Raw genomic sequence first — 26,070 nt, 5'->3', positions numbered from 1 at the left:
TCCTCTTCAACTGACCTGCTGGCCCAGATTCGCGCATGCAGCGCGCTGGTATGCCGGCACCCCACTACCGCCCGATCCTCCACCTGAACCCGTCCGGTCGTGAATCTCTCCACCGGGCCGTGGCCCGCGGCCGTTGCGGCTGACCGCCCGTCCGATCGCCGTGACGAGGCTTCGCGACGCCATGCCCGCCACGAACGCGCCGAAGCCCGACAGGGTCGCGCCACCAGACAGCCCGGCCGCAACGGATGGCAACTGCCAACCGACCATCGCGAGGAACACACCGGTCGCAAACAGACCAATCGCGGCAGCCGCCGGGGCGGTATCGTCAAGGGAGGCGGAAATGGCTTGCATCAGGGCCGACGCATCAGCACCGGGTGAACTGCTCGTCGCATGGAGGGATGTGAGATCGGCCGAGAACGCCGTGAGCGCCATACCGAGAAAGGCGGCGACGAGAACCTGCAGCAACGCGTAATTGGCGAGCTTTGCGGTCCACGCTTCGAAAAAGCGTGCGGTCGGCGCAAACGCTGCACAGGCAATAAAGATCGGGCCGAGGCCGAGCACGAGTTCGAGCAGCATCCTCGCCATCACGACCTCGAAGGCCAGGACGATCAAAAAGATCGAGCCGCCGAGCGCGGCAATCAGGCCACACAGGAAATCCCCAATCGCGGCGGCCAGGCCGCTCGGGCTGATTCCCTCGTGTGTCGCCTTGTTGAAGTAGGCGTCCATCACGAGGTCGACCTGTTGGTCGTAGCAGTCAAGCGTCTGGTAGATGGTGGTCGCAGCACCCTGTCCCGTCACACTGCTGCCGTTGGCCGAGCCGCATCCCGGATTGCCACCGCCCGTCGTGTTCGCCGCGTTCTGGATTGTCTGGGCCAGCCCCGCCGTCGCGCCGTTGACAGCGCTGACGACTTGCTGCTGGTAAATCCCGGAGCTCAGCGCGAACGCCAGCGTGATCGCCACTTTCAGCCCACGCCAGGCAAAGGCCGGCACCGCCTCGTGGGCTTCGCCACGCACCACCGCGAGGCCATAAGAAAGTACCCAGATCGCGACAGCCGTCGTCACAACAGGTACGAGCGCACCGGAAAGCGCCGACGACACGTTCGTAACGTAGGTCGACATGCCGTTCTCGAGGGTGCCGCCCACGGCGGTAAAGAGGCCGCTCATCGCCCACCTCCCGGCCCCAGCAATTGAGCCTGGCGCGCGCTGACCTGAGCCGCGCGACGCTTCGCAAGCCGCTCATGGAACACGGGCAACCAGTCTCGCGGCGCGTCGCCGACCTGGGCGCGGATCGTGTCGAGCAACTCCACGTTGTCGGTCGTACCCGATAACACATCGAGCACATCGCCAAGACCCGCGAGATCGAGTCGGCCGATGGCCGAGCGATGGCCCTGCTTGACGAGGAACAGGCGGCTGTTCTCGCCCAAGTTGCGCACGATGTTGAATTCGGCCTCGGTCAGCTTGAAGCCATGCACGTAATCGTCGTAATCGGCACGTGGATTCGGCAGGAAGAAGAATGTCGCGCTCTGCTCGATCAGCGCGCTCGCGATCTCGCTGCGCAGCACGTCGGCCGGTGACTGGGTATCAAAAATTCCGAGCCCGTTCTGCTTGCGGATCGTCTTCTGCTTGTTCTTCGCAAAATCCGTGAAGACCGGATCGCCCAAGCGCTTCCAGAACTCAGTCATCACGTAGATGAAGCGCCGCCCATCGATCAGGTTTTCGGTCCGGTGTAGCAGGTACATCGTGACGGGCGTCGAGACCTCTGCGTCGTCAAGCAGCTCGGTGTCATCGAAACCGAACACGTCTGCATGCGCCAGATCGATATGGTCGGTCGGGTTGTCGAGCACCCACCCCAGACGCCCGCCCGCACACCATTTCGCGAGGCGCGCATGCAGGCTGTTCTCGCCCACATTCGGCAGGAGTTGCCGTACCATCGACAGGCGACGCAGGGGCTTGTCCATGCGCGCGACCTCGCGCACGGCGCGCGAGATGTCGAGTTCGTCCCTCGCGAACAGCGGCTCACCGATGTCGACGAGCTTGCGTACCAGACGCTCCCAAAAATCGATCACCGGCTCATCCGGTACCATCTGGAACGGGTTCAACCCGGTTGGCTCACCACGGCGGAACACGGTATAGGTGCCGCCCATCGCCCGAATCGCAATCTCCGTGCCGCGATCCTTGTCGAACAGCACCGCGGTGATGCCGTACTTAGTCGCCATCGCTAGCAGGAACAGCTCAAGCACCGTCTTGCCCGCGCCAGCCCGGCCGATGATCTGGGTGTTGGCGAGCGCCTTCTCGTCGAGCGAGTCCTGCTTATCCGATGTCGCGTGGAAGTTCAGATAGAGCGGCTGGCCGCTGGGTGTCTTGACGATCGTGATCGCCTCGCCCCATGGATTGCCGTCTCGCTTGCCGGTTGCGAAGTTGTGCAGGCTCGACAGGCCGCAAAAATTGCGCGACGTGAGCTTCGCCTCGCGCGGCCGGTAGCGCCAGTTAGCCGGCAGTTGCGCGAACCAAGCAGCATCAGCCACGAGATCGATCAGCGCCGTCTGGAAGCCGGCATCGGCCAGTTGCGTACGGGCCTTCGCGACACTTCGGGACACCTCGTCCAGCGAGTCGCCAAGCACTGCCAGCGAATAGTGATACTCGCCGAGAACGAAATTCCCGTTGATCAGGTCATCGAGCGCGTGGTCGATCGCCTCGACTTGGGACACGGCCACATCCTCACCCGCGATGAGCTGATTGCGCTGCCGCTCGAGCGCTTCCTTCGCCGTGGGCTTGTCCAGGATCGTGAAACTCTGCGTCTCGATATACTCGAAGTCGCCGTACAACAGGCCATTAAGCAGGCCGGGTTCGGTATCTTCCGGGTAATCCTTGAGGTCGAGCATCGCCGCGAAGCGCGTCGCCGTCGGCATGCGAATCTCGATTTTCTCGGCGCCGACGAAGAGCCGAGAAATCGGCAGTGCCTCGCGAATCGGGCCGGCTGGCACGGGCTCGAACTCCCAGACCCCGTTGACCAGATAGCCGAGCAGTTCCAGCGCTGACGAAAAGCGGCGCGCGGTCGGCGCGGCGGGACTCAGCCGGCGATAGACGCCGAGCGCAACTGGATCGTAGGGTTTGAGGCTCGATTCGACCTGAGCGGCAAGCTCCGCCATTACCTTCAGTGCGTCGAGCTGATCGCGACGGATATCGTCGCGCGTACGGCGTGCCGCACGGCTGAAGACACGTCCGAGGCGAGTGCGGTTTGGCCGGTAAACCACCGTCAGATACAACTCGTTGGCCATCATCCGGTAGCCCGCAAAGCTCGCGTAGTAGCGTGTCGCGAGCTCCTCGCAGAAACGGTTGCGGTAGTGCGTCGAAAACCGTTCCGACACCCGTCGACGCAGACGATGCGACCACAGCGCGACATGGCCGCCCGCGAGCCCGCGCACGAACTGGTTGAACCCGTCATGCCGCGCGAGGATGTCGGCGGGGTCGGCCGCCTCAAACGCGATGCCGGCGATCTTCCAGATCTGCAGGTAGTCGCCTTCGCGCGTCTTGATGACATGGTCGGTCACATGCGTCGAGTACGGGATATAGCCAGCCAGCGGTACTTCCCGGCTCGCGACGGACATGATTTGTGATTTAGCCCGCATGTCACGCCCTCCTCTTCAGGCGCACCGGCACATAGGCATGCACGCCCCAGAAGCGGCGATTGCGCTGGCGCAGCGCCATGCGAACACGTTGCGCGCGCTGCGCTAGCCGCTGGTCGTCATGGCGCGTGATCACCCGCATCGCAACGAACACGGGAATCATCAGAAGGAGGATCGCGACGCCCAGCGGGGGGCTAGCTAGCAATGCCCAGATGGCAGGAATCAGCATGCCGCCGCCGACCATCAGAAAAGGCACCAGCGGCACCCCCCAGAGCATCGCGGGACGCGTGCAGCCCTTGAAGACGGGATCCTTGAGTGCGCGCATGGTTCGGCGCCCCCGAATCAACTCGTCGGAATCAGCATGCCGGCGATGACGGTCGCGCAACCGACGAACAGGCCGCCGATAAACACATTCGCGATATCGCCGAACCGGGCGTGCTGGAACATCATCCGGAAACCCGCCCAGATGATGGCAATCGAACAAATCACGCCACCGACGCCCAACAGCGTCGTCTGGATCGTGTTCAACAGCGTATTGACCTGGGAGAGTTGCGCCCAAGCCGGAGTCGTGAACATCAGGGACGAAGCAGCAAGAGCAATTACGCGCGCCGCCGTTCGGTCGGACCGCGATTGCATCGACCATCCACCGAATCTTCGTGATTTGAATCGCATTCCTAAATACACGTTTTGCTCCTGTTCGCTTGATCGCTACTCGATTCTTTAAATGGCGAGTTAGAACACCACTGCACTACCGTCCGGTTCGCGCTGCGGATCCGTCGCGGGCGACGCCGCATTCACCCCATCCTGACCTTGTCGCGATGGCTGCGGAATCGCAGATCGAGACCAAGGTGCCCGGATTGGTGCCGCCGAATCAATCGGCACGACCGGAATAGGAGCGATCGCCGGCACGGACGGCTTCGGAGAGGATTGCGCCGCCGCGTTCTCCACGACACGGTGTACGTATCTCGTCTGGTAGCCGGTCGAGAAATTGCCACTCGCATAGCAGGACAGGCCCGCGCGCAGCGCTGTCTGTACATCAACCTGATAATCGGCCGCTGGATGGAACTGTCTGAACTTCAGCGCCGCGGCAAAACAGCGCTCGAGGATCGCGGCGCCTGTCGTCAGGTTGCGGCAGGGCTCGAACGCGTTCTCGGGGGTCAACCCATAGGCCAGCCAGTTCGCCCGATTCACCTGCGCGAGTCCGACACTGAAGTTCCAGCCGGCCGCCTCTAACATGCGCACCGTCGCCACTGCTTCGGCGGCATTCGATGGCTGTCGACGCAGCCGGCCATGTACGACGCCGATCGCGTAGGGATTGAATCCTGATTCAGTACGCACGATCGCCGTCATCGTGGCCGGGGCGATCTGCGGCGCGCACTGTTGCGCGAGCGACAAGAAATCGAGCGGCATCATCGATTCTCCCGGCCAAGGCGATCGACCTGCTGCAGGAAATACGCCGCTGACTTCGCAGGGTCATAGGCCAACTGCGTGCTGCCCTCGCCATAGAATTCCGTGATCGTCGGTCCCTGTCCGTCGACGCCCCACCAAACGCGGGTATAGAGTTGATTGCCGAACGTGACGTTGATTGCGCCAGTTGCTCGGCACAGCAGTTCGCTCTGCTCCGGCCCGCCCCAGACCAGCAAGTCTTCACGGCAATAACCGACGCTGGCGAACGTGTTGGTTGCCGATCCAACCTGCGTGCCACCTGTACCGAAATCACAGCTTGGAAAAGGATCGCCGTGTCGCAGCGCGGCCCACAATCTTTCGATTGGTGGCTCGCATTCGGTGTATTGCTCCGAGCCACCCGGGTTCGACAGACACAACATCACCTGACAGCCCCATTCATCCGCCCGAACAACATCGGGCCACGTCATCGACATGCCAAGTACGACAGCAAGCGACGCCACACCACGCCAAAGCGCTCGTCGCACGTCCAGAATCAACGCGAAATTACGCATGGCACGCCTCGACCCGTTTCGGCTGCGACGCCACTTCATCAGCCGATACACCCGCCGAATCGAGCCGCCGAGCGAGCACGTCGAAACACGCGCTCAGGCCCTCCCACTCGCGATTAGTTGCCAAATCAGCGTGAACGAGATCCGCAATCGATATCCCATCCGCCTGAGCTTGCGAAATGACGTCGAGCCGAGGCAGCAGTAGAGAGCCCCCAGGACTTTGATCGTGCGGAACCAGCCATGCGCCCATGGACGCCTCGAACCACTTGAGCTGGGTCTGCTGCCGTGGCGTTGGCTCGACGCAGTTGGGGACCATGCCGATAAAGCACAGCGACGGGTTGAGCCGGGCTCGTACATTGCGCACACCGTTGCCGCCATTGATGAAATCGACGACCTGCTCCAGCGTGTCCGGCGACAAGAAAACCGGACTGACCAGCGCGTCCACCAGCGCTGCCGCGCAAATGGCACGCGAATCAGGCCACGGCGGACTGTCGATCAGGCAGACGTCGAACAACGGAGCGACCTGGGACAGCAAGTGTCGCAAGTTGGCGTAACAACGCGCGCCAGCCGGATCGGCGTGATACGCGATGCCCGCAATGGCGTGTGCGGCAAGCACGCCAATGTACGGTATGGTCGTATCAGGCAGTCGGTCGGACCGAACATTGAGCGGCCGGCGCTTCATCATGCGTGTGCCCGCGCCTCGCGTGAGCGAAATGGCACTACATGCCGGCTCGGCCAGATCAATCACCAACACCCGATATCCACGCACGAGGCGAAGATAATGGGCGAACTGACACACCAGCGTCGTTCTGCCTGTACCACCATGGGCCGAAGCCACCAGAAGCGATTTCATGACCGTCGTTCCTCGGATTGAGCTCCGAGCATCGACGTCATTGCATGAAAAAGAGAACCCGCAGCACCACGAAGGCCACTGCGGGTTCAACGGGGAATCTTGAAACCACGTCAGAAAACGTAAAAGCCTGCGGTTGCAGGCTTTCTCACGCGCGCTACGGCACGCCACTCCATCAGTCAGACATTGATGCTGCGGGGCCGCTGACGCGTACTCGGTCGTGCTACGCACGTTGACCGGATCAGATTGTTGGCTTCACTGTAGGTCAGCCGTCACGCCGATTCAAGAGCCGACGTTCGTCAACGGGATGACCCGAGTTCCCTGTCGCGTCGCGGAGCTCCTCGCTGTTCCTATATTTATTTCGCGTTTGGAGTGAACGCGAGCTTGTCCACGACGCATCATCATGAAGCGGCTACGATTCATACCGCACGAGCAGCGCCCATACAATGGAAATCGCCTAACACTCGTCCCGGGAATGTCCCTGTTGTGTCTCGCCCGCCTCAAGGGCGCGAGCAAGCGCGGACCGCGCCGCACGGAGTTCGAGATCGAAAAGGTGACGGGGGTGGCGAACAATCTTCAGCCGTCGACACACGACTTCTCGGCTCGCATGCCAGAGGTAGACCATCTGCAGAAAATCCCGATGTCGTGGCGACAGCGTTCGCCATGCGCGGGTCACGCACTCGGCATCGACGGGATCGTACGCACCGCGATTCGACTGCCCCCAGTTACGAAGACGCTCATCGAGCGACAGCTGCTCATCACGCTTCACCGCCGCCTCCCTGCTCTTCCGCCTCGTGCACCTGGGAAGCCCGATATCGCGCAGGATTTGCCAAGAACTGTTCGATATCCGCTGCCCGCCACCCTACCATCCTCCCGCCGAGCGGAATGGCGGGCGGGAACGTTCCGTCTCGCATGCGTTTATAGATCGTCGATCTGGATAGACCCGTGCACTGCTCGACCTGTCGTCGGCGCAAGATCGTGCGCGTTCCGTCATCATTCCAAGACATGATTCGCCCTCCATACCCGGCACGAACATGGCCGGAACTGAAGGGCATTCAAGCAGTAAAGGCGACCCGTCGCCAAACCCGTCTTATCGACGGGACATTCCGTCGGTTCAGCACGGCATCTCGGCGAAGATCGCATATCGCGTGCCCGTGGCCCGTCGCATCCGTGTCGCTGCAAGGCCATTGCGCGTTGACGCGACCTTCCGCAGCGACCGACGTCGCGCTTGCCCCGCAGGCTGGGAGGAAGATCTCAGGGTATTTTTGCGAGAGACTGTTCTATCTCACGACGGCACATTCAGCGTCGGAATGGGTGACCGGATCTGCCCGGTCATGAATCGTTGAAGGTTTTCCCAAGCGGCGCAGTACCTGTGCATCGGCACGGCCGCCAACTGTTCGTCATGAACGACCAAGATCTGCTCGATCGTCGACTGCTCACGATCGAGCAACAGCCAAGCGGTGCCCTGCTCCGCGCGTGCAATGCATGCGTCCAAAGCGGCCTCGGCTTGCCGGTAAACACTCAGATCTGCTCCCGCCTCGGTCTCGCCGCGCATATAGAACGCGAGATAGACGACTCGTAGCAGACAACTGATTTGCTCTTCTCCCCCATGACCGGCCCGTATCGCGGCTAGCGCCATATGATTTTCGAGAGACAACGCACGGACCTTCGCAGTCGGCAAAGGCAGGAGGTCGCTTTTCGTGAGCGGCTTGCGATCAGCGCGCCTGACTTTCGGCAAAACCATGAGCCATGAAGTATTCGTGATGACGTTGCGACATGATACCGCGAGCCTCACATCGAGCCGAATGCATCCGGTTATCTCGAATCGAGCACGCACGAGGCGGCCGAGGTCGGATAGCCGGCCCGGCCGCGTTCCGCCGCAACGGCATAGTGCGGCTCAAAACTTGACCCGTATCCCGGCGCCCACGCTATTTCCTGACGACACACGCGTGATCGTGTCATAACGCCAAGCTGCATACACATCGGTCCGCTTCGACAGTGGGTAGTCGTAGCCGAGCGCGGCCGTCGACCAACGGATACGATTCCCAACCGACGGGCGTCGCTGTGTTCCCGCCCACGACATCAGTACGCTCCCGAGCCCGATTCGAACGCTTGCTCCGATCTGCACCGTGTCGTCCGTGACGTGATTGTTGTTGTCCACGCGTTGGTACTGCGCGAACAGCTTGACCGCACGCAACCGATACGCGCCACCCACCATCCAGGCGGTCTGGGCCGTGGCGCCGTTGAGAAACAGCGATGCCGTGTGCAGACTCTGCACGGCGGCCGTAGCCGAAAACGGGCCGGCGAAGTACAGCACGTTCGCGCTATAGTTGGCCTGCCCGACATGACCGGCGACGCCGGCGTTGCTGTAAAGCAGGCTGCCCGACAGGCCGCCCACCTCGGGCGTCTGATAAAGGATCGAATCGTCGATCGCCGTATCGCTCTGGAGCGACGCAGCGCCCATGGCCGAGCCGAGAAAACTGTGCACGACGATCGGCGAGAAGACGAATGAATTACCGAACGGATTGAACAGCAGCGTCGAGACGAACAGCGGCGCCGTATTGCGCCCCAGCGTCAACTCCCCAAAATGGCCGCTCAAACCAACGAAGGCATTCCGCCCAAAAAATGACTGCCCCGGAAACGAGCCGGCCTGACCGCCGTTGATACGATAGAAACTCTCGAGCGTGAAGATGGCCTTCATGCCGCCGCCCAGATCCTCCGCGCCGGACATCCCCCAGTACGAAGTCGTCATCCCGCCAGAACCCACCTGCCATGCATTGCCAGCTGCACCAGCCGGATGCAGTTCGCCAACGAATGCGTCAGCCAAGCCGTACAGCGAGACCGATGATTGTGCATGTGCGATCCCGGCGGATGTGCACATGCCCAACATGACCGCCCACTTCCCTGCGCTACCCCGAAATTTTCTTATCTGCATGACGTCTCCTTCCTCTTTGTGATTGTTTGTCCGTGTCGCGGTATCTAGGCGGCGGCTGTGGTTCAGTCCGGTCGCACCCGCGCGAGCGGTCGACCGCTGTCGGCCAGCGCGACCGCCACCACGATCTCGTTCGACGCAGGCGCGTCGGCCAGCGCCAGCGATACCGTGTCGAAGTGGTCGAAGCTCCACATGTCGGTGCTCCCGTGCAACGGGATGTCCAAGCACGCGCCTGGCGCGGCGCGCTTGGTCACCGACGGGATCAGCGACGTGGCGCCAGGCAAGCTCGCGCGCATGGCCTTACCCATGCGCGGATGCAGGAGCGCCGCCGCACACTCCAGCGGCACCGCACTGCCCACCAGCGCGGCCTTGCCGTAGGCTTGGATCGCCGATGGCGCGACATCCAGTACCCATCGCGCACGTCCAGTCAGCAACGTACCGAGCTCGGCGCCGAGTTCATAGAGCGGCTCGAGCGCCGTGCGCGGCGCGTCCGCGCGCCATTTGTCGAATCGGAGAACTGCCGCCGCCACGACCTGCCGATGTGGCGGGTCAACCGGTACGTGCAACTCGGTGCGCCGCTCGAGGAGGTGGACGACAATTTTGGTGATGGGTGAATTCACGCGCGAACCTCCGCGTCCCCAGTCTGGTCTCGCATGGCCTCTACCGGCGCCAGAAACGGACCGCGTGCGGATTCGTACGCACGGGCCGCACGCAGGACTAGCGCATCGCGGCCCCGCGGTCCGATGATCTGTAGTCCGGTTGGCACTCCCGCCGGCAAACCACAGGGCACGCTCGCCGCAGGCAGCCCGGTCTGGTTGCACCATGACGTCAAGGGCGGCGCCATGCGCTGATGTTCGGGCAGCCCCGGCGCGAGCGGCGGGCCGCAGTGGAACGTCGGTGTCACCAGCAGGTCGTACGCTTCGAAGAACGCGGCCATTGCAACCGTGAGGGCGTGGCGCGCCTGAAGCGCATCGACGAAGCTCGAGGTGCTGATGCTATCGCCCGTCTCGGCAAGCACACGCACGTCCGAATCGAGCTGCGGCCGCGCGGAAAAATGGAGCTGCCTGACCCGCTGGGAAAAGAACACGGCCCACTGGATCGCGTGCATGCGGCTCTCCACATAGCCCGCGAGCGGCGCCACGTCCGTTTCCTCGATGGTTGCCCCGAGCGCCTCAAGTAGCTCCACCGCGTGCCGGACGGCATTGGCAATGTCGGGCTCAACCTGTACACCCGCAGGCGCGGGGCAATAGGCAATACGCAAACCGGCGATGCCGTCGTCCAGACCGACACGGACATCCAGGCAGGCACAAGCGGGACAGCGCGCGTCGCTTTCGCGCGCCATCACGGTGAGCATCAGCGCCGCGTCGCTCACGGTGCGCGCCATCGGTCCGAGCGTTGACAGGCCAGTCCAGCTCCCTGCCGCCCCGGTAGGCACCCGATCGAACGTCGGTTTCATTCCCACCACGCCGCTCCAGCAGGCTGGAACGCGGATCGAACCGCCACCGTCGGTGGCCAGCGACAGCGGCCCTACGCCGAGCGCAACCGCTACCGCGGATCCACCGCTGCTGCCGCCCGGCGAGCGCCGCAAGTCCCACGGATTGCGTGTAATGCCGGTAAGCGGACTGTCCGTGACAATCTTATTGCCAAACTCCGAGGTCGTGGTTTTGCCGAACAGCAGTGCACCGGCCTGCCGCAGCCGCGCAACGGCGGGGGCATCCTCGACTGCCGGGGCGCTCGCCGACGTACACGAACCGTACCGGGTCGGTAATCCCTGCACGGCAATCAGGTCCTTGACCGAGACCGGCACACCATCCAGCAATCCGCTGGGCTCGCTTCGCATCCAGCGCCGCTCCGACTCACGGGCGGCAGCGAGCGCACTGTCCTCGTCAAGACTACACACGCCGTTCACGATGGGATTGAACCGTGCGACCCGGTCCAGCACCGCACACATGACCTCAACGGGTGAAAGTGCACGGCATCGATAGGCAGCGATCAACTGACTGACGCTCATTTCGATTACGTCGCTCATATGTATTCCTAATTATCAGAAAGAAAAAATGCCGAATCGACACGTGCAGCAGCTATCCTTCGCACGTGGGCAGGATCGGCCTGGCCGAGTCCAGAATCGCAAAGCTGTTGTCCGCCAGGGCGCGCCCGATGCGGGTTTGACACATCACGTGATCGCCGTCCCGGCTCACGCCCGTCTTGCCACGCGGCAGGCTCAGCGATACGCCCGGCAGCGCAGCCTTCACGCGAGCCACGTCGACGCTGCCAGCCGCCTTGACCGCCTCTGCGAACAGGCGTATCCCGGCGTAAGTACACTCCCCGTGTGGCAGCACCGTCGCATACGGGCCCAGTCTCGGATCATGTGGGCCGGCCGCGTGCGCGGTATAGCGCGCGAGAAAATCCCGGTTCTCGGGGTTATCCAGACTCATGAAGTAAGACGACACCCCTACGATCCCAGTCGACGCGCCAGCGGTCGCGATCGACAGTGATTCGTGTGCGATGTCGGTCGCGAGCTGCGGCTTCATGCCGAAAGACCGATACTGCTTCACGAACGTAACCGGATCGTCGCCGATGCTGTGCCAGACAATCTGCGGGTGCTCGCTGGCGAGCTGCTGCAGCACGGCCCCGTAGTCGCGCGTGCCGAACGGCAACCAGTACACGTTGAGAAACTGCCCGCCGTGACGCTTCACCGCCGCCTGCAGCTCGGGCACCAGTACCTTGCGGTTGCTGCCAATGTCCGAGACCACCGCACAGACCGAGCGGCCACCCTGGCGCATCAGCCAGCCGATCAGCGGGTCGACGCGCTGGTTGACGGCCAGGCCAGTGGTCAGCAGGTGCGGGTCGCATCGCCCCTCGTCGAAGTTCGGGTAGATGACGAGGCGTCCGGCGGACTTGGCGGCCTGCAGTGCGGCTTCACGCTCCGACGGCAGCACCATGCCGGTCAAAACCGCGACCTCGTCGCGCATCAACAACTGCCGCGCTTTTTGCAGCGTCACGGCAGTCGACATCTGGGTATCCTCGACGCTCAATTGCAGCGGACGGCCCAGCAGTCCGCCAGCAGCATTGATTTCGTCGATGGCCAACTTCGCGCAGTTGCGGTTGGTCTCGCCCACGCGCGTGAGCGGGCCGCTCAGCGGCGCAAGCAGGCCGACCTTGAGCGGCGTAGCGGTCCGCGCCCACGACGGTACGGCGGAAGTCGTGAGTGCGCCGACGGCGCTGAATAAGGCGGTTCGGGTAAAGGCACGGCGGTTCATCGTGGTCTTCATCGGGTGAGATCCAGGTGAGAATGCGTCGAATGTGGCGCAGGCATTGAAGGTGTGTCCGGCTCGGCAGCCGGCGACAGGTATTGCGCTAACGGGTGAGCGCCGGCGGCGCCGCGTCGGGGCTCAACGGGTCCTGCATGTGCGAGTCGCCCGTTCTTGAGCACAATGCAGCGCTGGGCGCTACGCAACACGAGATCAAGGTTTTGCTCGACGAGGAGCACGGAAAGCTGCGATCGGCGACACAGTGTCGGGATAACCTCGCCGATCAACTCGACCAGATTCGGCTGCACGCCGTCGGACGGTTCGTCCAGCAACAGCAGTTTCGGCCGGCCGCACAGCGCGCGGGCAATCGCCAGCACCTGCTGCTCACCGCCTGATAGCGTGCCGCCGTGCTGCCCAAGCCGGGACTTGAGAATGGGGAAATACTCGAACACCTCATTGAGGATCTCCCCACCGCCAGCGGCCTGCGTGCCCATCATGAGGTTCTCGCGCACGGTCAGCTTGGGGAAAATCCAGCGCCCCTGCGGGACCAGCCCGATGCCGCGCCGGGCGATCGCATGGGTACGCAGGCCGTTAATGGATTGCCCCTGAAACTGCATCTCGCCTTTCACGCGTGGCAGCAAGCCCATGATCGCTTTGACCAGGGTCGTCTTGCCCGCGCCATTGCAGCCGAGCACGCCGACGACTTCGTTTGGCCTGACGTCGAGGTCGATCTGATGCAGCACCGCGACGTCGCCATAACCGGCCGACAGATTCTCAACGTGTAACATGGCCTGCTCCCTGACCGAGATAGATGCGCCGGATTTCTTCATCGCGCGCGATGTCTGCATAGGAACCTTGTCGCACGATCTGGCCGCGGTGCATGACCCAGGTCTCGCACTGCAGTGCCTCGACAAAGCTCAGGTCGTGCTCGATCGCGAGCACCGCACAGTGCTCGCGCAGACGATGGATCAGGCGCACGAGACGCTGGGCGTCATTGGCCGACAGGCCGGCGGCCGGCTCATCGAGCAAGAGCAACGCGGGTTGGCACATCATCGCCATGCCGATCTCAAGCCACTGGCGTTCGCCATGCGGTAGGGCCATCGCGCGCAGATCCGCCTGGGCCGACAGTCCGATCTCGTACAGAATCGCGTCCGGGTCGGGCATAGGCGTGTCCCGGTACGCGGCGACGCCGAGACCGGCGACGATGAGGTTCTCGCGCACGCTCATTGAGAGGAATGTGTTGGTGCCCTGGAACTTGCGGACCACGCCGCTTCGGCAGAACTGGTGCATCGGCCTGCCGGTCACCCGCTCGCCGGCAAGATACAACTCCCCGGAGCCCGGTGCGTTCGCGCCGGACAACAGTCCGACCAGCGTGCTTTTGCCAGCGCCGTTCGGGCCAATCACGCACAGCAGGTCGCGCGCACCAATCGAGACGTCGACGTTGTCGACCGCGTGAATGCCGCCGAACGTGCGTTGCAACCTCTCACCTTTCATCAACGGCGTGTCCATTACCGCCCTCCTTCCACACGTCCGGCACGATGCAAGGGACTGCGTCCCCGTCGACTCCGACCGAATCGACGCGCGCCAGCGATCAAGCCACCGAGCCGTACACCATTGGGCAGGAACAGCACGCAGCCGAGGAACAATGCGCCGAGCAGCAGCGGCCATCCGTCAGTGCTTGCGCTCGATACGGTCTGCTTGAGCAGCGTCAACCCGACGGCGGCGAGCACGGGACCGCCGAGCGTACCTCTACCACCGACGGCGACCCAGAGAATCACTTCGGTGGCCAGTACCGGCGAGAACACGTCCGGCGCCACTACCCCCGAGCAGGCGGCCATCAACGTTCCCGCGACCGCAGCGAGTCCGGCTGAGACGACGAACACCAGCAACAGGTGTCCCGACGTGTGATAACCGCAGGCCTTCGCGCGCCATTCGTTGGTCGCGATCGCAGCCAGAACCTTGCCGTACCGACTGCGGCACACGAGCCAGATCGCGACGAGCAGCACGGCGAGCGCGGCCGTTACCGTGTACCAGGAGCCGCGCGCTCCGCTCAAATCGAGCGTGTGCCCGGCCAGTGACAAGGACAATCCCGGAATACCTAGGAGGCCCGTGTCGCCGCCCGTGACCGACTGCCAGCTCGTCGCCAGTTGCTGGACAATAATCAGCACGGCCATGCTGATAATGGCGAAGAAGTGCAGCCGGACACCCGCGAACAGGAGAAAGTAGCCCAGCACGGCCGCGACGGCCATCGCGCAGACCAGCCCCGCGATCATTCCGATGGCGGCCGTCTGCCCAAACTGCACGGTGGCGACTGCAAAACCGTACGCGCCGAGTCCGAAGAAGGTCGTATGCCCGAGCGTGAGCACACCGGCCCTGCCCCACAGCAAGTCGTAGCTCAGTGCGAGCAGCCCCATGATCAGCGCGTCGCGCACGGTCGAGAGCAGGTAGGGCCCCAGGCAAAACGGCAAGATCAATGCGGTAACAACAATCGCTACGCCGATTGCCATTGGAGAGGCGTCTTCGATACTGATCGCCGGCTGCGACAGCCAGCGGCGCGTGCGCGCAAAAGGTTGTTGGAGCATGACTTAACCTTTACCGTGGAGCTGATGAGCGGCGCTGAAGCTAGGCAACAGGCCTTGTGGGCGGAACCGGATCAGAACAATGGACAGGATCAGCACGATCGCCGAGGCGAGCGACGGATCTACGTGATAGCTGAGCAGCGTTTCGGCGGTGCCAACGACGGCGCTGCCCAGCAGACTGCCGGCGATCGAACCGATACCACCCAAAACGATCACGAAGAACGACTTGGCCAGATAAGCGACGCCAAGGTGGGACTCCACCGAGACCATCGGCGCGACAAGTACGCCGGCCAGCGACGCGAGCGCGGCCCCGCCACAGAACGCCAGTCGGTTCAGCCGCCGCGTGTCGATGCCGACCGCCTCGGCCATCGCAGGATGCTGGATCACTGCACGCAGTTGCGTACCGAAACGCGTGTAGGCGAACAGCAGCCAGCAACCGGCCGGCACCGCCACTGCCACGCCAATCACGAAGAGTCGATAGGCCGGATAACTGCCCCCGGGCACGGGAAGCGCCCCGCTCAACGGCGCGTACACCAGCATTGGATGGGTGCCGAAGATCAGCTCGAGGGCCTTCTGGACGATCAGGCTGATCGCGTAGGTGGCAAGCAGCGTGTCGAGCGGCCGGTCATAGAGCAGCCGGATCACGAGGCGCTCAAGGCACCATCCGAGCACCGCACCCACCGCAGGCGCCGCAAACAACGCCAGCCAAAACGCATGCGGCCCGCCCAACGATTGCGCCACTGCCAGCGTGTAGGCGCCGATCGTGACCCACTCTGCGTGCGCGAGATTCACGATGTCCATCATGCCGAAAACAATGGCGAGCCCCAAAGCGATCAGCATCAAGAGGCAGACATAACTCATTATATTTAGGATAACTACCATATAACCCTCACTTGCTCACATTAATCAAAGGGGCACGTCCCCTCTCAACGTGGTACGTCGCTCTAGGGGTATCGACTTCCAGCTACCGGTGCAACGCGCGATGACGCCCCACCGTTCGCCTCTCGACGAACATCACGATCGAAACTCACAATATATTGTTAATCATAGGACAAAACAGATCGAATTCACAATTTGTTGTGAATTTCAGGGCGAATGCTCGCCGATACTCGATTTGCCTAATCAAATCGAGTTGGCATGACCACAGAATCATTCATCAAGGCGCTCGGCAACGAGATCCGCAGCCGTCGCAAAAGAAAAAAGCTGACCCAGGTCGGACTCGCCGTTCGCGCACAGGTCCACCCCAATACCGTCTCGCTCATCGAACGCGCAGAGACCGTTGCCGGACTCGACGCCCTGCTCGTTTTGGCCGAGGCACTCGACACGCCGCTATCACAAATAATCAAAGGCGCCGAGGATCGCATCAGCTCTCGTTGACCTGCTCTATTTCGGCTCCCCACCTCTGCAGAACACCTCCGCTGTCGCAATACCTCCCGAAGACCCAACCACAAGCGCACCGCTGCCGGTCGGCGTGACACGCGTTCGCCGATCATATTGGACTGCACCCATCCAGTGGGTGGCGAGCACTGGCCATACACACTCGGCTCGACCACCAGATCGTTACGCCCCAATTTATTATCATCAATTTACGGGCGTGAAAATTACCTGTCAACGCCGACATTCATCACGTTTACCCGACAAAATTTGCCAATCTCTCGCGCTTGACATACGCCATGGCCACGCCTATCGTAAATTTATTATAATTAATTGGAGTCACCATGGCTGGCAACCTTTGCGAGCTGACGACGCGCGAGCTCACCACACTCTACGAAAACGGCGAAGTGTCGCCAGTCGACGTCATGCGTGACGCGCTCGACCGCATTCGGTCGCTTGACCGCGCAGTCAACGCGGTCTGCCATGTCACCGACACTGCGCTCAGCATGGCGCGGGCCTCCGAGGCCCGATGGCAACGTGGCATACCGCTTAGTCCGCTCGACGGCGTACCGGTCAGCATCAAGGACAATGTTTCCATCGCAGGTGTCGCGACGCGGCACGGCTCTCGCGCTACCACGCCGGAACCGGCGCAGTCGGACAGTCCCTGCGTTGCAAGACTGCGTGAAGCAGGCGCAATCTGTTTTGCCAAGACCACGCTACCCGACTTTGCACATAAGATCGTCACCGACAGCCCGCTTACCGGTATTACACGCAATCCGTGGGATCTCACGCGCACACCCGGCGGAAGCAGCGGTGGCGCTGCAGCAGCAGTTGCGCTCGGGATGGGCCCCGCAGCGATCGGGACCGACGGAGGGGGCTCCATTCGTATTCCCGCCGCATTCACCGGAACCTTCGGGTTCAAACCTAGCTTCGGGCGGGTCCCGCACGCACCTCGCGGCCCATTCGGGTTGTTCAGCCATGTCGGGCCCATGACGCGCTGCGTCGAAGATGCCGCTCGTATCCTCACCGTGATCAGCCTCCCCGACAGCCGCGACTGGTACGCCCTGCCGTTCGATGGTGGCGACTACGCACGCGGGCTGCAATGCCGGCCCGTCCCCAACGGCATCCGTATTGCCTGTAGCCCAACGCTCGGGCTACCGGTCGCGGTTGAACCAGAAATCCACGCCGCCGTGATACGTGCCGCAGCAATCTTCCGCGAATTGGGCGCTCGGGTTGATGCTGCCGACCCACCGACCATTTCTCGATGCAATGCCGTCCACGCGACCCTGTGGCGCGCGTGCTGCCGACAGCTTACGTCCAGCCTGCCACGCGGCACTGACGAACTGGATCCATCGCTGCAGGCGTATGCTCGCGCAGGAGATGACTTGTCGCGTGAGGCATTGCTGGGCGCGTTGATCGAACGCGGTGACCTGGGTGCTGCGGTCAATGGCTTTTTCGAGCAACACGATATCCTCATCTGCCCCGTGTATCCGCGGGTCGCCATGCCGCTCGCCGAGTTGACGTCAAACAAAGAACTGTTTCCTCATTTCACGGCATGGTGCAATCAACTAGGCTTACCTGCAGCCAGCCTCTATGCCGGCTTAACGGAGCGGCAACTCCCCATCGGCATACAGATTGTCGGCGGTCGTCACGCCGATGCATTGGTCCTGTGGGCGAGCCACGTTCTCGAGCTCGCGTTCGGACGAGCACCGTTTGCCGAGATGACGCACGCCCTGTTTGCTTCTGCTGCCGTCACGGCGCCCAAGTGAGAACGAGACACTCACAACTGACCACGCCCGCGCACAGCTATCGTGCGCGGAAGTCTCGTGCGACTGACGGTCGCCAGCGGAAAAAGCCGCGATCTCCGTGCACTCTCGAATCGATCAAACCGAAGCCGCCATTGCTGTGGCTTCAGGTCGGTAGCCAAGCTCCCGCATGTGCGGGAAGTGCGGCAACGTCGTTCCGCTGAACGCAGCGAATGTCGAGTTCTTCCGGCATTCACGGCGCGCTACGGCCCGTGTCCAAATCTAGTTCAGAGTCCAGCACCAGCTTCTGCTGCAGCGCAGCGTGGACCGTGCGTAGCTGCGCTTGCGCTTCGTCCATGTGCGCCGCCATGAGCTGTGCGACCGCATCGGCATCTCGTCGCCGCGCGGCGTCCAGGATCGCGCGATGGGCGGCGACCGTGTGACGGCCGAACGCCTGATAGTCCTGCTGCGTCACGTTTCCGGCCACGATCACCAGCGTGTGCAGCATCTGGTTGATGATCTGGCATAGGCTGCGCAGAAACGCGTTCGGATGCGCAGCCGCCAGTACGTCGTGGAAATGGATGTCCTCGTGGCGCTGGTCGAGTGCCTCGGCGTGACGCGCCTCGAACGGCTCGCAGACGGACACGCTGCGCTCGAGCGCTTCGAAGTCCGCGTCGCTCAGATAGGGAACCGCGCCCGCCGCCACCATGGGTTCCAGTGTGCGACGCACCGCATAAATGTCCTCAAGCGTGACGCTCTCGAAAAACAGATAGTTCTGCAGCGACTGGAACGCCCGCGCGAGCGGTACGCGTGTGATCGTCGCCCCGCCATCCGGACCGGTGCTCAGGCTCACGAGCCCCTGTATCTCCAGCGCCTTGAGCGCGTCACGCATCGAGCCTCGGCTGACGTTGAACATCTGCTGGAGCTCGGCCTCCTTGTTCAGGCGCTTTCCCGGCCGTGCCTGTCCGTCATTGATCCAACGCTTGATCTGCTCAGCCACCTGATCGCCGCGCTTGATCGCGCGCGTGCCCCGTTTATCCGGCTGCGCCGGCGGCATCTTCTTTTCAGTTGTCGGTTTTCGCCCTGCCATATCCGTCACGTCCGTCGTTGGCCATTCGCTGCTGTATCCCGGCGCCATTATCGGGCATCCGCGTTCAACACGACCAGATTTCTGGCTCCATGACCCAGCCCCTCCCAACGTTGGGAGGTAGCCAAGACGACGACCAGCACCTAGGCTGCAGTCCGAGCGCCATACACCAAGCGCCTGCTACTTCCGTACATGTCGGTCGTGCGATATAGCGGCACCAACAGGAGGAAATCGCGCATGTCACAGTCGATGAAGCCGCCCCAGGTGCCGCCCTCGCTTGCGGCAATCTGGTCAAACCTCTCGGCCTACGGGCTGGAGCTGGATCGGCTCGCAGCGCGCATGCGTGTGCACGGCCCCGAAGCTGACCGGACACGACAGATTCCGGACGCAGTGTGCGCGCCTCAGGACCTACCCGCACTGAATCTGAATCTCGTCCCGTCCGCCTACGGGGGGTGTCCGGACGTACAGTCGCTGACATCACGCGTCACACTGATGGAATATCTCGGGTACGCCGACGCCGCACTGGCGCTCGCCCTGCCCGGCCCCGGTCTTGCAATGCCGCCTGTTCTCGCGCTCGGCAGCAGTGAGCAACAGGCTCGCTTCTTCGAACGATTTCGCAGCCATACACCACGTTGGGGTGCATTTGCTATCACGGAGCCTGATTGCGGTTCGGATGCCACCGCGATGCGGACAACCGCCCGCAAGACAGCACACGGCTGGGTGCTGAACGGCACCAAGTGCTTCATCACCAATGGCGCACGCGCGGACGACGTGATCACGTTCGCCACCATCAACCGGCACGCTGGTCGTTTCGGGGTTCGAGCGTTCCATGTCGATCGCAACATCCCGGGCTTCTCTGTCGATCGCGTCGAGCAAATGGTGGGGCTGCGCGCCAGTCAACTCGCGGTTCTCTCCTACAACGACTGCGAAGTACCTGACGACGCGCTTCTCAGACGCGGTGACGAAAAGCCCCTCAACGACGCGTTTTCGGGCGCACAACACGCATGGGACTACTTCCGCCCCCTACTTTCCTCGGTCATGGTCGGCGCATGTCGACGAGTACGCGACGATCTCGCGGCCTACTTCGAGGCAGGCGGACATCCTGTGAATCAACGTCAGCGCACTGCCGACGTGAACGAAGCGCTGCTCGATATCGATCGGCAAATCACCACAGCCCAGTCGCTGTTCCGACACGCGGCGTGGAAAACAGATCAAGGAATGGTCACTTCGGTGGATGCATCGATGGCCAAGGCGTATGCATCACAAGTAGCCGCCCGCGTCACCCGAGCGGCGATCGATCTCGCCGGCCTTGATGGCGTCGCTGCCTTTCCGTCGCTCGAGCAAAGCTATCGCGATGCAAAGGCCTTCGACATCATGGAAGGCACCGGGGACCTGCAGCGGCTCATGATTGCTCGCGCCGCACTACGCTCGGCATCACTACCCTGGGAGGCCATCTCTCCCACGTCGCACCGTTCGACGCAAGCGCACCCATCCTGACCCCGTCCGAAATTTCGCACTGGAGATCGTTCATGGCAACCCATCCCGCCTCCCCCGGCTCCGCCAGCGTGTCCGAGACAGTGAAAGCTTGCTTGCTGTCGGTACTTGGCAGCACTCTGAGCACCGATCTCATCGTAGACGACACCAACCTCTTCGATGTCGGCGTGGATTCGATGAATATGACGGACCTGCTGCTGCAACTCGAACAGCGCTTCGGCTTCACGCTAGCGCCCGAGGATCTGTCCGCCGATCTATTCCTGCGTTTTGGCAATCTCGTCTCGTTCGTCGAATCCCATGCGTCCTTCGACTAACTTCACTGGTGTCGAGCCGCGCATTGTCGCCACGGCACGATATATCCCATCGCCCGATGTCTCGCCCGATGCACATGTCGAACCATTCATGGTTTCGGGCGGGTCCGCACGGGAGGATGTGATGCAAGCAGTGTATGCCGATACGCTGCGGTGGCGCGACAGTGGTGCCCCGTTCGGCGTGGCCGGTATGCCGTTGCCGCAAGTATCACCGGCTGCCAATAACCGGGGCGCTGTGGAATCCGCCCTGACATTGTCCGACATGGCACTCGCCACAGTGCGAGCGCTGCTTGACTCGTCGCCTCAGGTCGCCGCGGCCACACCCGATCAAATCATCGTATGCACAACGAGCTTCGAGCATGATCTGGCATTGTCGTGTGCCTGCCGTCTCCATAGCGAAATTGGATCAACCCGAGCCCCGCTCGCGATCGGTCAGCTTCAAGGCGTGTCGTTCCTGATGGCGTTGGAGATTGCCGTGGCGATGATGGCCGATGACTCCCGACTGAATACCGTCGTGATTGTCGCCGCGGAACGCTGGCGCCGGCCGTTCTCGCGTCGGATCGGCGCAATGATCGACATGGGAGACGGGGCCGCTGCTGTACTGATCGCGAGACACCCCGGCCCGGGATGGCGCGTGAGCGGGCTCACCGTACGGACGCCCGGAATCCCACCTCTCGCAAGTGAGCGCGAACCCATCTATACATCTACGCTCACGGACGTCATTAGCGAGACGTGCGCAAGCGCGGGTTTTCAACCTGCCAATGTCGACTGGGTACTTCCGGCGCCAATCGACACTCATCTGGCTCGCGGAATCCACACGCGCTGTGGATTGCGGCCCGAACGTGCCTGTCACATACGCATGGACGCGCCCGGCCATTTCTGCGCCGCCGACACGCCTGCGCGGCTCGACGCACTGCTGCGGTCGATCAACCCTAGCGAGGGACAACATGCCCTCGTTTGGTCCGCCGGCTTCCAAGGGCAGGCTGGTTGCGCTCTCCTTGAGTTTCGTGGAGGTGGATCATGATTGCGTCGCAACAGGCCAGCTCGCTCGTGCTGTCTGCCATCGCATGCAGTCTACCGGAGCAAACAGTGGATGCACATCGCTGGGCGGAGCGATGTGGTCAGCCGTCGGCTCGCGCGCGTGCACTGATCGAAAACGGCGTGACGCAGTTCCATGACGCAGCTGGCGAATCACCGGTGACGCTTGCCGTCGACGCCATATCGTCCCTGCTGCGCGACACCGGAATAGCGCCTGAAACAATCGATGCGTTCGTGTACACGCACACGATTCAGACCAGCGTTATCGCACCACCAGCAAGTACCGCCCAACAGATTCAGTCCCAAACGGACCTGAACCGTGCGCTGGCATTCTCAGTCACGCAGCAGCACTGCGTCTCACCAATGGCCGCGATCCGTGTATTGCAGGCGCTCGTCATGCGACGGCCCTCCATCCGGCGCGCCATTGTGGTCTGCGCCGATGTGATCGGATCCCACTGCGACCGGCTGCGAGCAATCCAGGATCTTGCCCTCCATAGCGACGGTGCCTGTGCGCTGTTGCTCGATCGAGACGGTCATCGAAACGCCATTGCGGGCCTGCACTTGTATACAGACGGACGATTCTTCCACGGCACCGACGAGGATCTGCAGCCCGTTCCCGACGATCGGTACTACTGGTCTGCATTCACGACCATGCGAGCCGCCATTCAACAAGCAGGCATCACGACACGTGAGATTACGCACGTACTGCCTCATCACGCCAATCTTCCTGGCTGGTCCAGGCTGATGGCAATGCTGGCCATCCCTCGCGAGCGGCTGTTCACTGCGAACTTCGCACCAATCGGCCACGTCTTTGGCGCCGATCCCTTCATTAACTTCCAGACGTGCTCGAACCGGGAACCGGGCGGTTGGTCGTTGCTGTTCTCGTGTGGCCTGGCAGGTTGCTTCGGTGCGATGGTGGTCCGCCACTGATCATCTGAACGATTTCCTTTCAACGCTCGACATTCGATCCGGATACCATCATGAGAAACATCCTCGACCTCGTGCACGCCACGGCAAACCGCACCCCTGATGCGGAAGCGCTCGTCTGCGGCTCCTCCCGAGTCACCTATCAGGACCTGGTACACCGCGCGCGAGGCATGGGCAATGCGCTCTACGCGCTTGGATTCACCGGCGGCGCGCGCATTGCGATCTATCTGGACAAACGAGTCGAAACCGTCGTGTCGATGCTGGGTGCCGCCGCCGCGCAATGCGTGTTCGTTCCCATCAATCCGCTCCTCAAACCCCAGCAGGTCACACACATCCTGCACGACTCCGGTGCCGATTGCCTGATTACGAGCGCGCTACGCGCGCGGGTCCTTGACGAACATGGACTCACAGGCGTTTCCTACACGATCCTCGTCGACGATGCCGGCTCCGCCAGCCGGCACCTGCGAACAACAACGCACATCCAGACCTGGCCCGAATCGGCAGGCGTGGATCGCGCAAAAAGCGATGGTAACCATCCGCCGCACTCACCGGCGCCGACCAATGTCGACACGGATCTAGCCGCCATCCTCTACACCTCAGGCTCGACTGGACTGCCAAAGGGCGTGATGCTAAGCCATCGCAACCTGCTCGAGGGCGCCTGGAGCGTTGCCCATTATCTGAAGCACACATCATCCGATCGAATCCTCGCCGCCCTGCCGCTCAGTTTCGATGCTGGCCTGAGTCAACTCACATCCGCCTGGGCGGCGGGGGCCACTGCCGTGCTCATCAACTATCTTGCACCGCAAGACGTGATCGATGCCTGCGTGAGCGAGCGTATTACGGCAATCACAGGCGTACCGCCCTTATGGATGCAACTGGCGCGTGTGGCCTGGCCTGAGCCGGCACGCCGGGCACTGCGCTACTTCGCGAATACCGGCGGCAAGCTGCCGACGCCCGTCTTGCAGCGACTCCGGGCGTTGTTTCCGCAAGCCAAACCCTATCTAATGTATGGCCTGACCGAGGCATTTCGCTCGACGTTTCTCGATCCCTCAGAGGTAGACCGCCGTCCCGATTCAATCGGAAAAGCTGTCCCCAACGCCCGAATTCTGGTCGTGCGCGATGACGGCTCGCCTTGTGGGCCCGACGAAACCGGAGAACTGGTCCATGTCGGAGCCTGCGTCACGCTCGGTTATTGGAACGACGCGACGCGCACAGCCCAGCGCTATCGACCGTCGCCCGAACTGAAACCTGGCGGCGCGCCCCGCGATCGTGCGATCTGGTCAGGCGATCTGGTACGGCAAGACGCGGAAGGATTCCTGTACTTCATCGCGCGCAACGACGCGCAAATCAAGAGCTCCGGGTATCGCATCAGCCCTGAAGAAGTCGAAGAAGTCGTTCACGACAGTGGTCTGGTCACGGAAGCGGTTGCCTTCGGCATCGCTGACGATGAACTCGGCGAAGCTGTCGTTCTGTTGGTCGTGCCGGCCGCCACGGATTTCGATACTCAAACGCTTCATGCCTGGTGTGTCGCGCATTTGCCGCGCTACATGGTGCCGCAGCGCATCGTGGTACGCGAGACAGTTCCGCGCAACCCCAACGGGAAATTCGATCGAGCCGCATTGCGCGCCGCCCTCGCCGGTCCTGACACCGCCTCCGAAGTGAGGCAATCATGAACGCGCGGTTTGGCGAGCGTGAAGGTATCCTCACCGTCGGCGGCGTCGAGATCAATCGCCTGGCCGATCGCGCAGGGCGCACGCCGTTCTTCGCCTATGATCGCGCAATACTCGACGAGCGCGTATGCACGCTGCGCGATACGCTGCCGGCCGGTATCGACCTACATTACTCGATCAAGGCCAACCCAATGCCCGCGGTCGTCCATCACCTCGCGCCACAGATAGACGGGTTCGACGTGGCATCGGCCAACGAGATGGAACTTGCGCTGAATGCGGGCATGCCCGCAGAACTGATTGGCTTCGCCGGCCCCGGAAAGAGTCGCGACGACTTGCGCCGCGCCGTCGCAAGCGGTGTCAACATTCACCTCGAATCGATTACCCAGCTGCACCTCGTGACAGCACTTGGCTGGGAGCTCGGCGTTCAGCCCAAGGTCGCCATTCGAGTCAATCCAGACTTCCACATCGATCGCAGCGGTATGCGCATGGGCGGCGGGGCCACCCCTTTTGGGATCGATGCTGAGCAGGTACCCGTGCTACTTCGCGAGTGCGATGCCAGAGAAGTATCGTTGGCCGGTTTTCATATATTTTGGGGATCCCAGTGTCTACACGCCCCGACCGTCATCGAAGCTCAACGCAAGAGTGCCAACCTGATCGTCAGATTGGCCAGTAACCTCTCGGCCGCGCCGCAATACGTCAATTTTGGGGGCGGTTTCGGCATCCCCTATTTCCCAGGGGAAACGCCACTCAACCTCGCCGCGGTCACCGGGGCCATGCATGATTGGCTCGAGGTATTTCGCAGCCGCTTTCCGGCCACGCGCGCAATCCTGGAATTTGGGCGATATGTAGTCGGGGAAGCCGGCATCTATGTCTGCCGCGTGATCGATCGCAAGGTATCCGGAGGGCGAACGTTCCTGATCACCGATGGCGGCCTGCACCACCATCTGGCTGCGTCCGGGAACTTCGGGCAGGTCCTGCGCCGCAATTTCCCGATCATCCTCGGCAACCGCCAAACAGAAGTCCCGACGGAGCGCTGCCATATCGTCGGATGCCTATGCACGCCGCTCGACCGAATCGCTGATGACGTGCTGCTTCCCGAAGCTCGCATCGGAGACTTCGTGGCTATCCTCCAATCGGGCGCGTATGGACGCTCGGCCAGCCCCAGAGACTTTCTCGGCCACCCTGATGCAATCGAGATGCTCGTCTGACACCCCCTTGTTCCTTGTGGAGG

The 26,070-nt window shown here is 62.4% G+C and carries 26 protein-coding genes; 8 read left to right on the top strand and 18 right to left on the bottom strand.

The features are described 5' to 3' along the window. Positions 1 to 6 precede the first annotated feature (6 nt). The 17 genes from WT26_RS25045 to WT26_RS24970 form a co-directional block, all read right to left on the bottom strand. The gene (locus tag WT26_RS25045; protein WP_060083566.1) at positions 7 to 1,164 is read right to left on the bottom strand and encodes a type IV secretion system protein; all 1,158 of its coding nucleotides are present in this window, start codon (positions 1,162 to 1,164) and stop codon (positions 7 to 9) included. Continuing rightward, positions 1,161 to 3,629 (bottom strand): VirB4 family type IV secretion/conjugal transfer ATPase, encoded by a 2,469-nt coding sequence (locus WT26_RS25040; protein ID WP_060292470.1) that lies wholly within the window; start codon positions 3,627 to 3,629, stop codon positions 1,161 to 1,163. Before WT26_RS25040 ends, WT26_RS25045 begins: the two co-directional genes overlap by 4 nt. A 1-nt stretch (position 3,630) precedes the next feature. Then, positions 3,631 to 3,951, bottom strand: coding sequence for a type IV secretion system protein VirB3 (locus WT26_RS25035; RefSeq protein WP_060292469.1), 321 nt, complete (start codon positions 3,949 to 3,951; stop codon positions 3,631 to 3,633). A 17-nt stretch (positions 3,952 to 3,968) separates the two neighbouring features. Next, on the bottom strand, positions 3,969 to 4,262 hold the full coding sequence (locus WT26_RS25030; protein WP_060083560.1) for a TrbC/VirB2 family protein: 294 nt from the start codon (positions 4,260 to 4,262) through the stop codon (positions 3,969 to 3,971). A 96-nt stretch (positions 4,263 to 4,358) separates the two neighbouring features. Beyond that, positions 4,359 to 5,039 carry a lytic transglycosylase domain-containing protein gene (locus WT26_RS25025; RefSeq protein WP_060083558.1) on the bottom strand — a complete coding sequence of 227 codons (681 nt, stop codon included), beginning with the start codon at positions 5,037 to 5,039 and terminating at the stop codon, positions 4,359 to 4,361. Next, positions 5,036 to 5,584: a hypothetical protein gene (locus WT26_RS25020; protein WP_060083556.1), complete on the bottom strand. Its 549-nt coding sequence runs from the start codon at positions 5,582 to 5,584 to the stop codon at positions 5,036 to 5,038. The genes WT26_RS25025 and WT26_RS25020 overlap by 4 nt, the downstream gene beginning before the upstream one ends. After that, the gene (locus tag WT26_RS25015) at positions 5,577 to 6,434 is read right to left on the bottom strand and encodes a ParA family protein (protein WP_069271065.1); all 858 of its coding nucleotides are present in this window, start codon (positions 6,432 to 6,434) and stop codon (positions 5,577 to 5,579) included. The genes WT26_RS25020 and WT26_RS25015 overlap by 8 nt, the downstream gene beginning before the upstream one ends. Positions 6,435 to 7,189: 755 nt before the next feature. Further along, a complete protein-coding gene (locus WT26_RS36295) occupies positions 7,190 to 7,438 on the bottom strand; it encodes a helix-turn-helix transcriptional regulator (RefSeq protein ID WP_080430723.1) in 249 nt (82 codons plus the stop codon). Positions 7,439 to 7,716: 278 nt separating this feature from the next. Continuing rightward, positions 7,717 to 8,175: a hypothetical protein gene (locus tag WT26_RS25010; RefSeq protein WP_060292467.1), complete on the bottom strand. Its 459-nt coding sequence runs from the start codon at positions 8,173 to 8,175 to the stop codon at positions 7,717 to 7,719. Positions 8,176 to 8,328: 153 nt separating this feature from the next. Next, positions 8,329 to 9,366 (bottom strand): porin, encoded by a 1,038-nt coding sequence (locus WT26_RS25005; protein WP_063806910.1) that lies wholly within the window; start codon positions 9,364 to 9,366, stop codon positions 8,329 to 8,331. A gap of 62 nt (positions 9,367 to 9,428) precedes the next feature. Continuing rightward, entirely contained in the window at positions 9,429 to 9,983 is a 555-nt protein-coding gene (locus WT26_RS25000) for an amino acid synthesis family protein (RefSeq protein WP_060083491.1), read from the bottom strand. Beyond that, positions 9,980 to 11,392, bottom strand: a complete 1,413-nt coding sequence (locus WT26_RS24995) for an amidase family protein (protein ID WP_060292465.1) — start codon at positions 11,390 to 11,392, stop codon at positions 9,980 to 9,982. The genes WT26_RS25000 and WT26_RS24995 overlap by 4 nt, the downstream gene beginning before the upstream one ends. Positions 11,393 to 11,444: 52 nt before the next feature. Continuing rightward, on the bottom strand, positions 11,445 to 12,623 hold the full coding sequence (locus tag WT26_RS24990) for an ABC transporter substrate-binding protein (protein WP_060292506.1): 1,179 nt from the start codon (positions 12,621 to 12,623) through the stop codon (positions 11,445 to 11,447). 8 nt (positions 12,624 to 12,631) lie between these two features. Further along, a complete protein-coding gene (locus tag WT26_RS24985; RefSeq protein ID WP_069271064.1) occupies positions 12,632 to 13,402 on the bottom strand; it encodes an ABC transporter ATP-binding protein in 771 nt (256 codons plus the stop codon). Further along, positions 13,389 to 14,123 (bottom strand): ABC transporter ATP-binding protein, encoded by a 735-nt coding sequence (locus WT26_RS24980; protein WP_060083486.1) that lies wholly within the window; start codon positions 14,121 to 14,123, stop codon positions 13,389 to 13,391. The genes WT26_RS24985 and WT26_RS24980 overlap by 14 nt, the downstream gene beginning before the upstream one ends. Further along, positions 14,123 to 15,196 (bottom strand): branched-chain amino acid ABC transporter permease, encoded by a 1,074-nt coding sequence (locus WT26_RS24975; RefSeq protein ID WP_060083483.1) that lies wholly within the window; start codon positions 15,194 to 15,196, stop codon positions 14,123 to 14,125. The genes WT26_RS24980 and WT26_RS24975 overlap by 1 nt, the downstream gene beginning before the upstream one ends. Before the next feature lie 3 nt (positions 15,197 to 15,199). Beyond that, positions 15,200 to 16,075 (bottom strand): branched-chain amino acid ABC transporter permease, encoded by an 876-nt coding sequence (locus WT26_RS24970; protein ID WP_060292464.1) that lies wholly within the window; start codon positions 16,073 to 16,075, stop codon positions 15,200 to 15,202. Between the two features lie 255 nt (positions 16,076 to 16,330). On the opposite strand from WT26_RS24970, the gene WT26_RS24965 reads away from it, so the two are divergent. Continuing rightward, on the top strand, positions 16,331 to 16,570 hold the full coding sequence (locus WT26_RS24965) for a helix-turn-helix domain-containing protein (protein ID WP_060083480.1): 240 nt from the start codon (positions 16,331 to 16,333) through the stop codon (positions 16,568 to 16,570). A gap of 341 nt (positions 16,571 to 16,911) precedes the next feature. Continuing rightward, a complete protein-coding gene (locus WT26_RS24960) occupies positions 16,912 to 18,336 on the top strand; it encodes an amidase family protein (RefSeq protein WP_060292463.1) in 1,425 nt (474 codons plus the stop codon). 229 nt (positions 18,337 to 18,565) lie between these two features. Here the strand turns inward: WT26_RS24960 and WT26_RS24955 are convergent, their stop codons facing one another. Then, positions 18,566 to 19,402 (bottom strand): FadR/GntR family transcriptional regulator, encoded by an 837-nt coding sequence (locus WT26_RS24955; protein ID WP_060083720.1) that lies wholly within the window; start codon positions 19,400 to 19,402, stop codon positions 18,566 to 18,568. 234 nt (positions 19,403 to 19,636) lie between these two features. On the opposite strand from WT26_RS24955, the gene WT26_RS24950 reads away from it, so the two are divergent. The 6 genes from WT26_RS24950 to WT26_RS24925 are packed head-to-tail and all read left to right on the top strand — an operon-like array spanning position 19,637 to position 26,047. Then, positions 19,637 to 20,896, top strand: coding sequence for an acyl-CoA dehydrogenase family protein (locus WT26_RS24950; protein WP_060292462.1), 1,260 nt, complete (start codon positions 19,637 to 19,639; stop codon positions 20,894 to 20,896). A 32-nt stretch (positions 20,897 to 20,928) separates the two neighbouring features. Next, positions 20,929 to 21,207: an acyl carrier protein gene (locus WT26_RS24945; RefSeq protein ID WP_060292461.1), complete on the top strand. Its 279-nt coding sequence runs from the start codon at positions 20,929 to 20,931 to the stop codon at positions 21,205 to 21,207. Beyond that, positions 21,191 to 22,228 (top strand): 3-oxoacyl-[acyl-carrier-protein] synthase III C-terminal domain-containing protein, encoded by a 1,038-nt coding sequence (locus WT26_RS24940; RefSeq protein ID WP_069274211.1) that lies wholly within the window; start codon positions 21,191 to 21,193, stop codon positions 22,226 to 22,228. Before WT26_RS24945 ends, WT26_RS24940 begins: the two co-directional genes overlap by 17 nt. Beyond that, positions 22,225 to 23,172, top strand: coding sequence for a 3-oxoacyl-[acyl-carrier-protein] synthase III C-terminal domain-containing protein (locus tag WT26_RS24935; protein WP_060292460.1), 948 nt, complete (start codon positions 22,225 to 22,227; stop codon positions 23,170 to 23,172). The genes WT26_RS24940 and WT26_RS24935 overlap by 4 nt, the downstream gene beginning before the upstream one ends. 50 nt (positions 23,173 to 23,222) lie before the next feature. Further along, positions 23,223 to 24,842, top strand: a complete 1,620-nt coding sequence (locus WT26_RS24930; RefSeq protein WP_060292459.1) for an acyl-CoA ligase (AMP-forming), exosortase A system-associated — start codon at positions 23,223 to 23,225, stop codon at positions 24,840 to 24,842. Then, complete coding sequence (locus WT26_RS24925) at positions 24,839 to 26,047, top strand: pyridoxal-dependent decarboxylase, exosortase A system-associated (protein ID WP_060292458.1); 1,209 nt, start codon at positions 24,839 to 24,841, stop codon at positions 26,045 to 26,047. Before WT26_RS24930 ends, WT26_RS24925 begins: the two co-directional genes overlap by 4 nt. Positions 26,048 to 26,070: the final 23 nt, after the last annotated feature.

The sequence above is a fragment of the Burkholderia cepacia genome (assembly GCF_001718835.1).
GTDB classification, from domain to species: domain Bacteria; phylum Pseudomonadota; class Gammaproteobacteria; order Burkholderiales; family Burkholderiaceae; genus Burkholderia; species Burkholderia cepacia_F.
The sequence above is the reverse complement of the archived record's forward strand: the minus strand, read 5'-3'. Positions and strand labels throughout refer to the sequence as shown.